Origin of the sequence: Pseudomonas fluorescens (assembly GCF_004683905.1) — a bacterium.
Taxonomy (GTDB): Bacteria; Pseudomonadota; Gammaproteobacteria; order Pseudomonadales; family Pseudomonadaceae; genus Aquipseudomonas; species Aquipseudomonas putida_A.
The window spans coordinates 2579880-2594097 of the sequence record NZ_CP038438.1 but is presented as its reverse complement, the minus strand read 5'-3'; the positions used below and the strand labels follow the sequence as shown (position 1 = coordinate 2594097).

The following is a 14218-nucleotide window of genomic DNA, read 5'->3' as shown; positions in this document are numbered from 1 at the left end:
ATGAATCTGTCCCCTCTCAACCGCCGCCGGTTCGAACTGTTCAAGGCCAACAAGCGTGGCTGGTGGTCGCTGTGGCTGTTTCTGATCCTGTTCGGCCTGAGCCTCGGTGCCGAGCTGATCGCCAACGACAAGCCGCTGGTGGTGCATTACGACAACCACTGGTACTTCCCGGCGATCAAGCGCTACCCGGAAACCACCTTCGGCGGCGAATTCCCGCTGGAAGCCAACTACAAGAGCCCGTACATCCGCGAACTGCTCAAGGCCAAGGATGCGTGGGTGTTGTGGGCGCCGATCCCCTACAGCTACCAGAGCATCAACTACGACCTGAAAGTCCCGGCCCCGGCCCCGCCCTCGGCGGACAACCTGCTGGGTACCGACGATCAGGGCCGCGATGTGCTCGCGCGGGTGATCTACGGCTTCCGCATCTCGGTGCTGTTTGCCCTGACCCTGACTGTGCTCAGCTCGATCATCGGCGTGATTGCCGGCGCGCTGCAGGGTTTCTATGGCGGCTGGGTCGATCTGGCCGGGCAACGCTTTCTGGAGATCTGGTCGGGATTGCCGGTGCTGTACCTGCTGATCATCCTCGCCAGTTTCGTCCAGCCGAACTTCTGGTGGCTGCTGGGGATTATGCTGCTGTTCTCGTGGATGAGCCTGGTCGACGTGGTGCGCGCCGAGTTCCTCCGTGGCCGCAACCTCGAGTACGTGCGTGCGGCACGGGCGCTGGGCATGCAGAACGGTGCGATCATGTTCCGCCATATTCTGCCCAACGCCATGGTTTCGACCATGACCTTCATGCCGTTCATCCTTACCGGCGCCATCGGCACCCTGACTGCGCTGGATTTCCTCGGCTTCGGTTTGCCGGCCGGCAGCCCGTCGCTGGGTGAACTGGTGGCCCAGGGCAAATCCAACCTCCAGGCACCGTGGCTGGGCATTAGCGCGTTTGCCGTGCTGGCGCTGATGTTGAGTTTGCTGGTGTTTATCGGCGAGTCCGCTCGCGATGCCTTCGACCCGAGGAAGTGAAATGAATCAGGACAATCTGATCGAAGTGCGCGACCTCGCCGTCGAGTTCGGCTTCAACGAGCGGCTGCACCGGGTGGTCGAGGGCGTGAGCTTCGACATCAAACGCGGCGAAACCCTGGCCCTGGTCGGCGAGTCCGGCTCGGGCAAATCGGTGACGGCGCATTCAATCCTGCGCCTGCTGCCCTACCCGCTGGCCCGCCATCCAGCCGGCAGCATCAACTATGCCGGGCAGAATCTGCTGGGGCTGAGCGAAAAGACCATCCGGCATATTCGTGGCAACCGCATCGCGATGATCTTTCAGGAGCCGATGACCTCGCTCAACCCGCTGCACTCGATCGAGAAGCAGATCAACGAGATCCTCGGCATCCACAAGGGTCTGAGCGGCAAAGTCGCGACCAAGCGCACTTTGGAGCTGCTGGAGATGGTCGGCATTCCCGAGCCGCACAAACGCCTCAAGGCCCTGCCCCACGAATTGTCCGGCGGCCAGCGCCAGCGGGTGATGATCGCCATGGCGTTGGCCAACGAGCCGGAACTGCTGATCGCCGACGAACCGACCACCGCACTGGACGTGACCGTTCAGCTGAAAATCCTCGATTTGCTCAAGGAACTTCAGGCTCGATTGGGCATGTCGCTGCTACTGATCAGTCACGATTTGAACCTGGTGCGAAGAATTGCGCATCGCGTATGTGTCATGCAGCGCGGTTGCATCGTCGAACAGGCATCGTGCGCAGAGCTGTTCCGTTCGCCGCAGCATCCGTACACTCGGGAATTGCTCGGCGCGGAGCCCAGCGGAGGCCCGGCGACCAATAAAATCGGGGCGCCACTGCTCGAAGTCGAGAACCTCAAAGTCTGGTTCCCGATCAAGAAAGGCCTGCTCAAGCGCACGGTGGATTACGTCAAGGCAGTGGACGGCATCAATTTCAGCCTGCCTCAGGGACAGACGCTGGGGATCGTGGGGGAAAGCGGTTCCGGCAAATCCACCCTCGGTCTGGCAATTTTGCGGCTGATCGGCAGCAAAGGCGCGATTCGCTTTGAGGGCAAACAGCTAGACTGCCTGACGCAGAACGAGGTTCGCCCGTTACGTCGGGAGATGCAGGTGGTGTTTCAGGATCCGTTCGGCAGCCTGAGCCCGCGGATGTGCGTGAGCGACATCGTTGGCGAAGGCCTGCGGATTCACAAGATGGGCACCGCCGCCGAGCAGGAAGCGGCGATTATTGCGGCATTGAAGGAGGTAGGTCTGGATCCGGAAACCCGGCACCGCTACCCTCACGAATTTTCCGGTGGGCAACGGCAGCGTATCGCCATTGCCCGGGCTTTGGTGCTGAAACCGGCGCTGATCCTGCTGGACGAGCCGACGTCGGCGCTCGACCGCACGGTGCAGCGGCAAGTGGTGGAGCTGTTGCGTTCACTGCAAGCCAAGTACAACCTGACGTATTTGTTCATCAGCCATGACCTGGCTGTCGTCAAAGCGCTGAGCCACCAGCTGATGGTGGTCAAGCATGGCCAAGTGGTCGAACAGGGAGCTGCGCAAGATATTTTTGCCGCCCCCAAACATCCGTATACACAGCAGTTGCTGGAAGCCGCTTTTTTGGCACCAGCCACTGCGCAATAACCTGAAAGAGGAGCAACACATGGGTTTTCTCGCCGGTAAGCGCGTACTGATCGTCGGTGTCGCCAGCAAGCTGTCCATCGCATCCGGCATCGCTGCCGCCATGCATCGCGAGGGCGCTGAGCTTGCCTTCACTTATCAGAACGACAAACTGAAAGGTCGTGTTGAGGAATTCGCTCAAGGCTGGGGTTCGAGCCCTGAGCTGTGCTTCCCGTGCGACGTGGCCAGCGATGAAGAAATCGCCAAGGTCTTCGAAGAACTGAGCAAGAAGTGGGACGGCCTGGACTGCATCGTGCACTCCGTCGGCTTCGCCCCGGGCGACCAACTGGACGGCGACTTCACCGAAGCCACCACCCGTGAAGGTTTCCGCATCGCTCACGACATCAGCGCCTACAGCTTCGTGGCCCTGGCCAAGGCTGGCCGCGAAATGATGAAAGGCCGCAACGGCAGCCTGCTGACCCTGTCGTATCTGGGCGCCGAGCGCACCATGCCGAACTACAACGTGATGGGCATGGCCAAGGCTTCGCTGGAAGCTGGCGTGCGTTACCTGGCCGGCTCCCTGGGCCCGGACGGCACCCGCGTCAACTGCGTATCGGCCGGCCCGATCCGTACCCTGGCAGCCTCGGGCATCAAGAACTTCCGCAAGATGCTGGCCGCCAACGAAGCGCAAACCCCACTGCGCCGCAACGTCACCATCGAAGAAGTCGGCAACGCCGGCGCCTTCCTGTGCTCCGACCTGGCGTCGGGCATCAGCGGTGAAATCATGTACGTGGACGGCGGCTTCAACACCACCGCCATGGGCAACATCGAAGAGTAATCTTCGCTCTGCCGATAAAAAACCCGCCAATCGGCGGGTTTTTTTGTGCCTGCAATGTCTTCAACAACCCAAATCCCCTGTAGGAGTGAGCCTGAATTTCGTGAACAGCGGATAAACCTGTGGGAGTGGGCTTGCTCACGAAGAGGCCGGCACATTCAACATGGATATCGCCTGACCGGACGCTTTCGCGAGCAAGCCCGCTCCCACACTGTTTTTACGATATGCCTGAATTTTGTGAGCACCCGATAAACCTGTGGGAGTGGGCTTGCTCACGAAGAGGCCGGCAGATTCAACATGGATATCGCCTGACCGGACGCTTTCGCGAGCAAGCCCGCTCCCACAATGTTTTTACGATATGCCTGAATTTTGTGGGCAGCCGACAAACCTGTGGGAGTGGGCTTGCTCACGAAGAGGCCGGCAGATTCAACATGGATATCGCTTGACCGGACGCTTTCGCGAGCAAGCCCGCTCCCACAGGGTTCTGCGGTGTATCTGGATTTTGTGAGCAGCCGATAAACCTGTGGGAGTGGGCTTGCTCACGAAGAGGCCGGCAGATTCAACATGGATATCGCCTGAGCGGACGCTTTCGCGAGCAAGCCCGCTCCCACAGGGTTCTGCGGTGTATCTGGATTTTGTGAGCAGCCGATAAACCTGTGGGAGTGGGCTTGCTCACGAAGAGGCCGGCACATTCGACATGGATATCGCCTGAGCGGACGCTTTCGCGAGCAAGCCCGCTCCCACACTGTTTTTACGATATGCCTGAATTTTGTGAGCACCCGATAAACCTGTGGGAGTGAGCTTGCTCACGAAGAGGCCGGCACATTCAACATGGATATCGCCTGACCGGACGTTTTCGCGAGCAAGCCCGCTCTCACAGGGTTCTGCGGTGTATCTGGATTTTGTGAGCAGCCGATAAACCTGTGGGAGTGGGCTTGCTCACGAAGAGGCCGGCACATTCGACATGGATATCGCCTGACCGGACGCTTTCGCGAGCAAGCTCGCTCCCACAGGGTTCTGCGGTGTATCTGGATTTTGTGAGCACCCGATAAACCTGTGGGAGTGGGCTTGCTCACGAAGAGGCCGGCAGATTCAACATGGATATCGCCTGACCGGACGCTTTCGCGAGCAAGCCCGCTCCCACACTGTTTTGCGGTGTATCTGGATTTTGTGAGCAGCCGACAAACCTGTGGGAGTGGGCTTGCTCACGAAGAGGCTGGCACATTCGACATGGATATCGCCTGAGCGGACGCTTTCGCGAGCAAGCCCGCTCCCACAGGGTTCTGCGGTGTATCTGGATTTTGTGAGCAGCCGATAAACCTGTGGGAGTGAGCTTGCTCACGAAGAGGCCGGCACATTCAACATGGATATCGCCTGAGCGGACGCTTTCGCGAGCAAGCCCGCTCCCACAGGTTTCTGCGGTGTATCTGGATTTTGTGAGCACCCGATAAACCTGTGGGAGCTGGCTTGCCAGCGATGAGGCCTGAATCAGCGCCGTTTCAACGCCTGCTTGTGCGCATACATCGCCTCGTCGGCATCGGCCAGCAGTCGATCCACCGTTTCATGGCGTTGCGGATCGTATTCGATCTGGCCGACGCTGAAGCGAATCTCGTAGCCGCGCTGCAACATCGCATTGCGCTCGTCGAGGATTTCCTTGAGCCGCGCCATGATCGCTGTGGTTTCGACGTGACTGGAGCCGGTCAGCAGCGCCACGAACTCGTCACCGCCCAGGCGCCCGACCACGTCGCTCTCGCGAAAAGCGATGCGCAGCACATCGGCAAAGGTCTTCAGCGCACTGTCGCCCTCGGCATGGCCGTAACGATCATTGATCTGTTTGAAGTCATTGAGATCGAAAAACAGCAGCGTCGCCGGTTTGTCCCGGTGTTTGCAGGCGTCCAGCGCATGCTGGGCCAGGGTCTTGAAGCCGCGGCGGTTGGACAGCAGCGTCAGCTCGTCCATGCTTGCCATCTGCACCGCCATCAACTCTTGCTCGGCCATGCCGGCGAGATCGCGCAACAGGGCACGCTCCTCGTCGTCGAGTTCACGCGGCTTGGTGTCGATCAGGCACAACGTGCCCATTTTGTTGCCGTTGGGCACGGTCAGCGGGTAGCCCGCGTAGAAACGAATCTTCGGCTCGCCGGTGACCAGCGGATTGTCATGAAAGCGCTTGTCCTGCTTGGCATCAGGCACCAGCAGCAATTCGTCCTGAAGAATCGCGTGCCCACAGAACGACACATCACGCGGGGTTTCGTTGACCTCGAGGCCGACGCACGACTTGAACCACTGCCGATCCTTGTCCACCAGCGTCACCAGCGCAATCGGCACGTTGAACAGGCGTTTGGCCAGCCGCGTGAGCCGGTCAAAACGCTCCTCCGGCGCCGAATCAAGAACCTTCAAGCCGTGCAGCGCTTGAATTCGGGTGGCTTCATTGGCGGGTTTGATCGGGGCCAGCATCACGCACTCCATCAGGGTCAATGACCGTTAGAGTAGCTTGATTCGCCAGCGACTCACACACTCAACCGCCCGCCACCGGACATGGCCCGCCAGCATCGGCCCAAAGCTTGAACTGGGCCACAAAAATGTCATGCGGTACCGGTACCGGCGTGCGCCCTGCCCCGGGATTCCATCCCCACAACACCAGTTTGTCGTCGCTGACATGTTTGATCAGCGCGGCGAAATCACGGTCGCCATTGCTCGAACGATCCTTGATCATTGCGCACAACTTGTCCGGCGGCAGGCCGATCCACGCCATCTTGTGCGCCGCCGGAGGCAAGCTCCAGTGCGGCGCTCCCGGAGGTGCATGCGGGCCATAACTGGCCGGCGGATTGCTCTCGGCGTGGCAGGTGGCGCAGGGCAAACCGGCGGCGCCCTTGCCGTCCATGCCACGCACCACATTCATCGCGTGTGGTTTGCCCGCATCGAACTGCAGCGGCGAGTCGCCGGGGATGTGGCAGTTCTGGCAGCGCGGGCTCTGGAACACCTTCTGCACCGTGCCGAACGCCTTGAGCGCTTCCTGATCATCGGCGAACAGGTCCGAGGCGTAGCCGCCCAGCCCCAGCAGTATCACCGTGCCCAACAGCAGATGTCGTTTCATCTCACCCCCCCGACAGTTGCAGCGGCAGTTCACGCAGGCGTTGCCCGGTCAGCGCATACACCGCGTTGGCCACCGCCGGCGCGGTGGGCGGAACACCGGCCTCTCCGATGCCGCCGGGTTTGTCGCTGCTGGGCACGATATGCACCTCGACCAGCGGCATCTCGTTGAGCCGCAGCACCTGGTAATCGTGATAATTGGACTGCACCACCGCGCCATCCTTGAGCGTCAGTTTGCTGTGCAGCGCCATGCCCAGGCCAAAGGTGATGCACGATTCCATCTGCGCCGCGATGCTCTGCGGGTTGACCGCTATCCCGCAATCCACCGCACACACCACGCGGTGCACGCGAATCGCCAGATTGTCCTGCGAGACCTCGGCCACCTGCGCCACATAACTGCCGAACGACTCGTGTACCGCCACGCCCAATGCATGCCCGTCAGGCAACGGCGCTGTCCAGTTGGCCTTCTCCACCGCCAGATTCAGCACCCCGAGATGCCGCGCATGGTCCTTGAGCAAGGTGCGTCGATATTCGATCGGGTCCTTGCCCGCCGCCGTGGCCATCTCATCGATCAGCGACTCCATGACGAACGCGGTGTGGCTGTGCCCCACCGAACGCAGCCACAGCACATTGATCCCGGTCTGCGGCGAATGCAGCTCGACCTGTTGATGGGCCAGGCCCTTGATATACGGGCTGTCAGCCACGCCTTCGACCGAAGTCGCGTCGATGCCGTTCTTGACCATGGTCTGTTCGAGCATGGTGCCGGCCATGATCGACTGGCCGACCAGCACATGCTGCCAGCTCAGCGGCATGCCCTGCCCGTCGAGGCCGATGCGCGCCTGATGCAGGAACATCGAGCGGTAATAACCGCCGCGAATGTCATCCTCCCGCGACCACACGGTTTTCACCGGCAGCCCGGCGGCTTTCGCCACTTGCACCGCTTCGGCGACGAAGTCCGAGGTCGGATTGGCCCGCCGCCCGAAGCCGCCACCGAGAAATTCGGTGTGAATTTCCACCTGTTCCGGTTTGAGTCCGGTGATCTTGCCGGCGACCATCTGATCGAGGGTCTGGAATTGCGTGCCGGTCCAGATCTCGCACTTTTCGGCGCTGATCTTCACTGTGCAGTTCAGCGGTTCCATCGGCGCATGCGCCAGATACGGCACGCTGTATTCGACGTCGATTTTCTTCGCCGCCTTGTCGAAGTTGCCTTTCGGATCCCCAGCCTGACTGGCGGAAGTGCCCGGTGTCGCTGCCAGTTTGCGGAAACTGTCGAGCAGGCCCTGGCTGCTCAGGTCAGCGTGCGGCCCGAGATCCCAATCGACCTTCAGCGCATCGCGACCAAGTTTCGCCGCCCAGTAATGGTCGGCAATCACCGCCACACCGGTCGGCACCTGTACCACTTTGTGCACACCGGGCACCGCCAGTGCCTCGGCGCCCTCGAAGGATTTGACCGTGGCACCGAACACCGGCGCACGGGCGACCATCGCGGTCATCAAGCCCTCGAATTGCACGTCCATGCCGAACTTGGCGCGGCCGGTGATTTTCTCCGGGGTGTCGAGACGCTTGGTCGGTTTGCCGATGACTTTCCAGTCCTTGGCCTCCTTGAAGGTGATCGACTTTGGATCCGGCACTGGCAGTTGCCCGGCGGCGTCCGCCAGTTCGCCGTACGTCGCGCGTTTATCGCCGGCGATCACTACGCCGGACTCGGTGCGAATCGTCGACGCAGCGACGTTGAAGCGCTTGGCCGCCGCTTCCACCAGCATCTGCCGCGCCGTGGCCCCGGCCAGCCGGTAACGGTCGAACTCCATCCAGGTCGAGGTCGAGCCCCCAGTAATCTGCATCCCGCCAAACGCGGGCATGCCGTAATTGGCCGCCGAGGCCGGCGAGTGTTCGACGCGGATCGTCGACCAGTCGGCGTCCAGTTCTTCGGCGATCAGCATGGTCAGACCGGTCCAGATGCCCTGACCCATTTCCGAGTGCCCGAGCAACACCGTCACGCTGTTGTCGGCGGCAATGCGCAAAAACGCATTCGGCGCGAAGACCTTGCCTTCATTTTCCGCCGCCAGAGCAAAACGATGGGCACCAGGCACGACGAACGCCACCACCAGACCGCCACCCAGCACGGCACTGCCCTTGAGAAATCCGCGACGCGATACAGGACTGTTCATCGTCTGTCTCCCAATCAGCCAATCTCGGCCGCACGTTTCACAGCCGCGCGGATTCGCGGATAGGTACCGCAGCGGCAAATATTGCCGGAGAGCGCCTGATCGATATCGCTGTCGGTGGGCTTGGGGATTTTCGCCAGCAGCGCGGCGGCAGACATGATCTGCCCCGACTGGCAGTAGCCGCACTGCACCACATCAAGTTCGGCCCAGGCCTGCTGCACCGGGTGCGAGCCATCGGTCGAAAGGCCTTCGATGGTGAGAATTTTCTGCCCGTTGGCCACGGCGGTGGCGGGCGTGATACAGGCACGCAATGGTGCGCCATCGACGTGTACGGTGCAGGCGCCGCACTGGGCCATGCCACAGCCGAATTTGGTACCGGTCAGGTGCGCAACGTCACGCAGGACCCAGAGCAACGGCATGTCGGCCGGCACATCGAGTTCCTGATCCTTGCCATTGATATTCAAGGTCAGCATCGGGGATTTTCCTCAGACTCACGGTGTTCTGAAGGGGCGTCGCTACGGCCATCGAAGCCTGTGCGCGCCTCGGCTTATCCCTTTCAGCAAAGCCTAATTTGCGCGTGAAGCCAGACGTGGCGACCACCGGTCATGCCCTATCGCAAAAATGTCGACTTTAATCCTCTGGCTGATAACGGCGCTTATCCGAACCCTCACGACCGGTCTGCGACGAGCGCGGTAACCCATCACAATGCTCAGGAGTCGCGAACATGGGATTTGTCACCACCAAAGACGGCGTCGATATTTTCTACAAGGACTGGGGCCCGAAGGACGCCCCGGTGATCCACTTCCACCACGGCTGGCCGCTCAGCTCGGATGACTGGGATGCGCAGATGCTGTTCTTTCTGGCCCAGGGCTTTCGGGTGATTGCTCACGACCGTCGAGGTCACGGACGGTCGAGCCAGGTCTGGGATGGCCACGACATGGACCATTACGCCGACGATGCGCTGGCGGTGGTCACGCATCTGGGGCTGAAGAATGTGGTGCATGTCGGCCACTCCACCGGCGGCGGCGAGGTCATCCACTACATCGCCCGGCATGGTCAGGACAACGTCGCCAAAGGCGTGCTGATCAGCGCGGTGCCACCTTTGATGGTGCAGACCGAAAGCAATCCCGGTGGATTGCCGAAATCGGTGTTCGACGATTTTCAGGCGCAACTGGCGGCCAATCGTGCGCAGTTCTATCGCGACATTCCCACTGGTCCGTTCTACGGCTACAACCGCCCGGGCGCCAAGCCTTCCGAGGGGATCATCGGCAACTGGTGGCGTCAGGGCATGATCGGCGGCGCCAAGGCACATTACGACGGGATCGTCGCCTTCTCCCAGACCGATTTCACCGAAGACCTGAAGAAGGTCACCGTGCCGGTGCTGGTGATGCACGGCGAGGATGATCAGATCGTGCCGTATGCGAACTCGGGGCCTTTGTCGGCGAAACTGCTGCCAAATGGCACGCTGAAATCGTATCCGGGGTTTCCGCACGGGATGCCGACGACTGAGGCGGCGACGATCAATGCCGATTTGCTGGCGTTTATTCGTGGCTGAAATAACCGAAGTCAGCTGACTCCACTGAAGGAACGGGCTTGCTCGCGAAGGCTATCTGTCTGTCGATATCAGGTTGACTGAATCACCGCTTTCGCGAGCAAGCTCGCTCCCACCAAGGTCGGTGGTGTACACACTTCTATCTATCCAACACAAATCCTGTGGGAGCGGGCTTGCTCGCGAAGGCAATCGGTCTGTCGATATCGAGTTGGCTGAACCACCGCTTTCGCGAGCAAGCCCGCTCCCACCAAGGTCGGTGGTGCAAACAATTCTATCTATCCAACACAAATCCTGTGGGAGCGGGCTTGCTCGCGAAGGCAATCGGTCTGTCGATATCGAGTTGGCTGAACCACCGCTTTCGCGAGCAAGCCCGCTCCCACCGGGGGACTCGGTATTGCCCGGACTTTTTGCTATTCCTCGGTGCGCCCCGTGCGTTCGCGATCACGTTCGTAGTGGTGCGCCAGTGGCAGCGCCGGCAACCATGACTCGCGCCGTACAGTCCACAGTTCATAAGTCGGCTTGAGCTGGTTCGGCGCGTCCAGCGAGCCGACATTCACTTCAATTTCATCCCCCGAACGCGCCAGTACCGGCGAACCACAGCGCGGACAGAACACTCGCCCTTGATACTCGCCGGTCTTGCCGCTGACGGTCACCGCATTCTCGGGAAATATCGCCGAGGCATGAAACAACGCGCCGTGGTGTTTGCGGCAGTCGAGGCAGTGGCAGATGCCGACGCGGTAAGGTTGGCCTGATGCTTCGAAACGCAAATCGCCGCACAGGCAGCCGCCAGTTAATGAGTTCATGGTGTCCATCCTCTGCCAGACTCTGTTAAGCCTTTGAACATAGCAGCCGTACAAGTGAACGCCCACTATCGGCCTTTACCGGAGACCGCTCCATGCCCTCCCACGAATCCATCTTGTTGCAAAGCTGGCACGCCAACGCTGATGCCTGGATCGACGCGATCCGCAGCGGTGCCATCGAAAGCCGTCAGCAGGTCACCGATCAGGCGATCCTGCTGGCGATCATGGGCCGCCAACCGGAACACGTGCTGGATCTGGGTTGCGGCGAAGGCTGGATGTTGCGGGCGATGGCGGATCGCGGTATCGATGCGGCGGGCGTCGATGGCGATGCGACCTTGATAGAAGCTGCACGCGAGGCCGGTTCGGCCAAGGTACATGTGGCCAGTTATGCGGCATTGGTCGACACCGAAATTGATATTGGCCGTGACTACGATTTGATCTGCGCCAACTTCTCGCTGCTGCATCAGGACATCATTCCATTGCTCGCCGCAATGCATGCGTTGCTGGTTCCGGGCGGCGCCATGATCATTCAGACCCTGCATCCGTGGGCCGTGGCGGCCGGCGATTATCAGGATGGCTGGCGTGAAGAGTCCTTCGCCGGGTTCAAGGGCCAGTGGCAGCCGATGCCATGGTATTTCCGCACGCTGTCGAGCTGGTGCAACGCGCTGGACATGGCCGGGTTTCACCTGGTCAGCCTGCAAGAGCCGCAGCATCCGCAAAGCCCGGTGCCGCAGTCGCTGTTGCTGATCGCCGAACGGCGCTGACCGGGGCGACTCGAACCCCTTGTGGGAGCGAGCTTGCTCGCGAATGCGGAGTGTCTGACAGGCTCGTTGCCGCATGTGCCGACGCTTTCGCGAGCAGGCTCACTCCTACAGGGTTTGTCAGCAAGCGCCGCACTTGTCGATCTACGGCACCGCCATTCGACCAAGGACTGACTACGCTGTAAATCCTGCGTGTCTAACCTGCCGAGGATGACTGCCATGCAACGCTTTCAAAAACTCACACCGTGCCTGTGGTTCGATGATCAGGCCGAAGCCGCCGCGAAGTTCTATTGCTCGATCTTCGATCATTCGAAAATCACCGGCCTGACCCACTACAGCAAGGTCGGCCAGGAATTTCACGGCAAGCCGGAAGGCGCGGTGATGACCGTCAGTTTCGAACTCGACGGCCAGACCTTCACCGGCCTCAACGGCGGGCCGATGTTCAAGTTCAGTGAGGCCATTTCGTTTCAGGTCAATTGCCAGAATCAGGAAGAAGTCGACCACTTCTGGGGCAATCTGTCGGCAGGCGGCCCGGTCGAGGCCCAGCAATGCGGCTGGCTCAAGGACAAGTTCGGGGTGTCGTGGCAGATCGTGCCGGTGGCGTTCATGCACATGATGCTGGACCCCGACACCAGCAAGTCGCAACGGGCGATGCAGGCCATGTTCAAGATGAAAAAACTCGACATCGCCGAACTGGAGCGGGCCTTTGCCGGCCAGAGCTAATACACTCCGGTTCTGGCCTGCCGGGAACCATAACGATGAAACACGCTGCCGCCAAAAAACCTGAAAAAGCCCCTCGCTTCTGGCGCGACGATGCTCTGCCCTTCATCGAGGCACGGGCCATCGCCGATGGCCGTGAGGTCTGCTACTCGCGCCATTCCCATGCGCATTTTTCGATTGGCGCGATCACCGCCGGACGGAGCATTTATGTGCATGAGCAATCGACGTTTGAAGTCGCCGCCGGCACCGTGGTGCTGATGAATCCGGGCGACGTGCATGCCTGCAACCCACTCGATGATCAGCCGTGGTCGTACTTGATGTTGTATGTCGAGACGCCGTGGCTGACGGATCTGCAGCATCAACTGGGGTTCAGTGCCGAGCTGGAGTTTCGGCGGTTCTCCACTACTCATCTGGATGACCCGCGACTGTTTCGTGACCTGCAAGGGCTTTACGCCACCCTTGTCGACGAGCAGCAGGACGTACTGCGCAAACACAGCGCAGCGGTGGAGTTTTTCAGCGATCTGCAACTTCGCCTGAACCCGGCTGAACCACCGTTGCGCGAACCGAATTTCAAGCTCGAACGCGCCGCCGACTTCATTCGCGAACACTGCACTGACCTGCTCAGCCTGGAGGACATCTGCACGGCGGCGCAGTTGTCACCGTCGTATCTGATCCGTACGTTCAAGCAGCATTACGGCATGACTCCGCACGCGTTTGTGGTCAACCAGCGCATCCAGTTCGCCCGCGAACGTCTGCGCAGCGGCCAGTTGATTGCTGATGTCGCACTGGAGGCAGGGTTTGCCGATCAGGCGCATTTTCAGCGCGCATTCAAACAGCATCTGGCGGCGACTCCCGGCCAATATCGCGGCTGATCCTGGCGCCGGGCTCACGGCAACAGCAGATAACCCGCGCTCGCCGCCAGCAACAAGGCCATCAACCGATTGAACAGGCGCATCCCCTTCGGATTGCCCAGATACCCACGCAGAAACGTCCCGGCATAGACCCAGCAACCGACCGACAGATAACAGATCACCAGATACACCGCGGCGAACTGCCAGACCAGCCGTGCCTCGCCATCGGCGACAAACGCGCCCATCCCTGCCACACACGCCAGCCAGGCTTTCGGGTTGAGCCATTGCATCACCGCGCCGTACAACATCGACGGCGCCCGACCCGCCTCGCCGGCATGCAACTGGCCGTCATCGGCAGCCAGTTTCCAGGCCATGAACAACAGAAACGCCACCCCGGCCAATTGCACCACCCGGGTCAGAAATGGCCACAGTTTCAGGACCTCATGCAGCCCCAGGCCCATCAGCACCAGCAACAGCACAAAACCCAGCGTCGCTCCTGCCACGTGCCGCTGACTGGCCCGAAAGCCGAACTGCGCACCGGAACTCAGCGCCACTATATTCACCGGCCCCGGGGTTATGGACGCCACCAGCGCAAACGCCGCCATCGACACAATCAGACTCATTACGCACCTGCTGCAGAGTGGGGAGAAAGAGACTCAGGCTAACTAAGGCACGGCCTGCTGTATTGAACAAAATTGCCCTCGTATCGACCGACACGAAACATACGTTGAAACCAATACTGCAAAACAAACCCTGGTTGCGCCGATATAGTCGCCACGCGAAAACAAATCTTCGCGGTACCCGTTTATTGACCCACCTATATAGCCATGGATGGA

The 14218-nt window shown here is 60.6% G+C and carries 13 protein-coding genes; 7 read left to right on the top strand and 6 right to left on the bottom strand.

Annotated elements, in window-relative coordinates; genetic code table 11:
- The 3 genes from E4T63_RS11740 to fabI are packed head-to-tail and all read left to right on the top strand — an operon-like array spanning position 1 to position 3446.
- Complete coding sequence (locus E4T63_RS11740; RefSeq protein WP_003224146.1) at positions 1–1020, top strand: ABC transporter permease; 1020 nt, start codon at positions 1–3, stop codon at positions 1018–1020.
- 1 nt (position 1021) lies between these two features.
- Entirely contained in the window at positions 1022–2632 is a 1611-nt protein-coding gene (locus E4T63_RS11735; RefSeq protein ID WP_098968277.1) for an ABC transporter ATP-binding protein, read from the top strand.
- Between the two features lie 19 nt (positions 2633–2651).
- The gene (fabI, locus tag E4T63_RS11730) at positions 2652–3446 is read left to right on the top strand and encodes an enoyl-ACP reductase FabI (RefSeq protein WP_003202751.1); all 795 of its coding nucleotides are present in this window, start codon (positions 2652–2654) and stop codon (positions 3444–3446) included.
- 1485 nt (positions 3447–4931) lie between these two features.
- Here fabI and E4T63_RS11715 read toward each other — a convergent pair.
- From E4T63_RS11715 to E4T63_RS11700, 4 genes are all read right to left on the bottom strand, one after another.
- Entirely contained in the window at positions 4932–5897 is a 966-nt protein-coding gene (locus E4T63_RS11715) for a sensor domain-containing diguanylate cyclase (protein WP_134786105.1), read from the bottom strand.
- 61 nt (positions 5898–5958) lie between these two features.
- Positions 5959–6537 (bottom strand): hypothetical protein, encoded by a 579-nt coding sequence (locus E4T63_RS11710; protein ID WP_134786104.1) that lies wholly within the window; start codon positions 6535–6537, stop codon positions 5959–5961.
- A gap of 1 nt (position 6538) precedes the next feature.
- Positions 6539–8701 (bottom strand): xanthine dehydrogenase family protein molybdopterin-binding subunit, encoded by a 2163-nt coding sequence (locus E4T63_RS11705; protein ID WP_135295524.1) that lies wholly within the window; start codon positions 8699–8701, stop codon positions 6539–6541.
- 14 nt (positions 8702–8715) lie between these two features.
- The gene (locus E4T63_RS11700) at positions 8716–9171 is read right to left on the bottom strand and encodes a (2Fe-2S)-binding protein (RefSeq protein ID WP_025111491.1); all 456 of its coding nucleotides are present in this window, start codon (positions 9169–9171) and stop codon (positions 8716–8718) included.
- Between the two features lie 251 nt (positions 9172–9422).
- Here E4T63_RS11700 and E4T63_RS11695 point away from each other — a divergent pair, with 251 nt between their 5' ends.
- Positions 9423–10253, top strand: coding sequence for an alpha/beta fold hydrolase (locus tag E4T63_RS11695; RefSeq protein WP_135295523.1), 831 nt, complete (start codon positions 9423–9425; stop codon positions 10251–10253).
- A gap of 407 nt (positions 10254–10660) precedes the next feature.
- On the opposite strand, the gene E4T63_RS11690 is transcribed toward E4T63_RS11695, so the two are convergent.
- Positions 10661–11053, bottom strand: a complete 393-nt coding sequence (locus E4T63_RS11690; protein ID WP_135295522.1) for a GFA family protein — start codon at positions 11051–11053, stop codon at positions 10661–10663.
- 92 nt (positions 11054–11145) lie between these two features.
- On the opposite strand from E4T63_RS11690, the gene E4T63_RS11685 reads away from it, so the two are divergent.
- The 3 genes from E4T63_RS11685 to E4T63_RS11670 all read left to right on the top strand — a co-directional run bounded on the left by E4T63_RS11685 (position 11146) and on the right by E4T63_RS11670 (position 13403).
- The gene (locus E4T63_RS11685; protein WP_135295521.1) at positions 11146–11814 is read left to right on the top strand and encodes a class I SAM-dependent methyltransferase; all 669 of its coding nucleotides are present in this window, start codon (positions 11146–11148) and stop codon (positions 11812–11814) included.
- Between the two features lie 216 nt (positions 11815–12030).
- The gene (locus tag E4T63_RS11675) at positions 12031–12534 is read left to right on the top strand and encodes a VOC family protein (RefSeq protein WP_096795948.1); all 504 of its coding nucleotides are present in this window, start codon (positions 12031–12033) and stop codon (positions 12532–12534) included.
- Between the two features lie 35 nt (positions 12535–12569).
- Complete coding sequence (locus tag E4T63_RS11670) at positions 12570–13403, top strand: AraC family transcriptional regulator (RefSeq protein ID WP_135295520.1); 834 nt, start codon at positions 12570–12572, stop codon at positions 13401–13403.
- Positions 13404–13417: 14 nt separating this feature from the next.
- Here the strand turns inward: E4T63_RS11670 and E4T63_RS11665 are convergent, their stop codons facing one another.
- The gene (locus tag E4T63_RS11665) at positions 13418–14005 is read right to left on the bottom strand and encodes a LysE family translocator (protein ID WP_095139638.1); all 588 of its coding nucleotides are present in this window, start codon (positions 14003–14005) and stop codon (positions 13418–13420) included.
- Between the last annotated feature and the right edge of the window lie 213 nt (positions 14006–14218).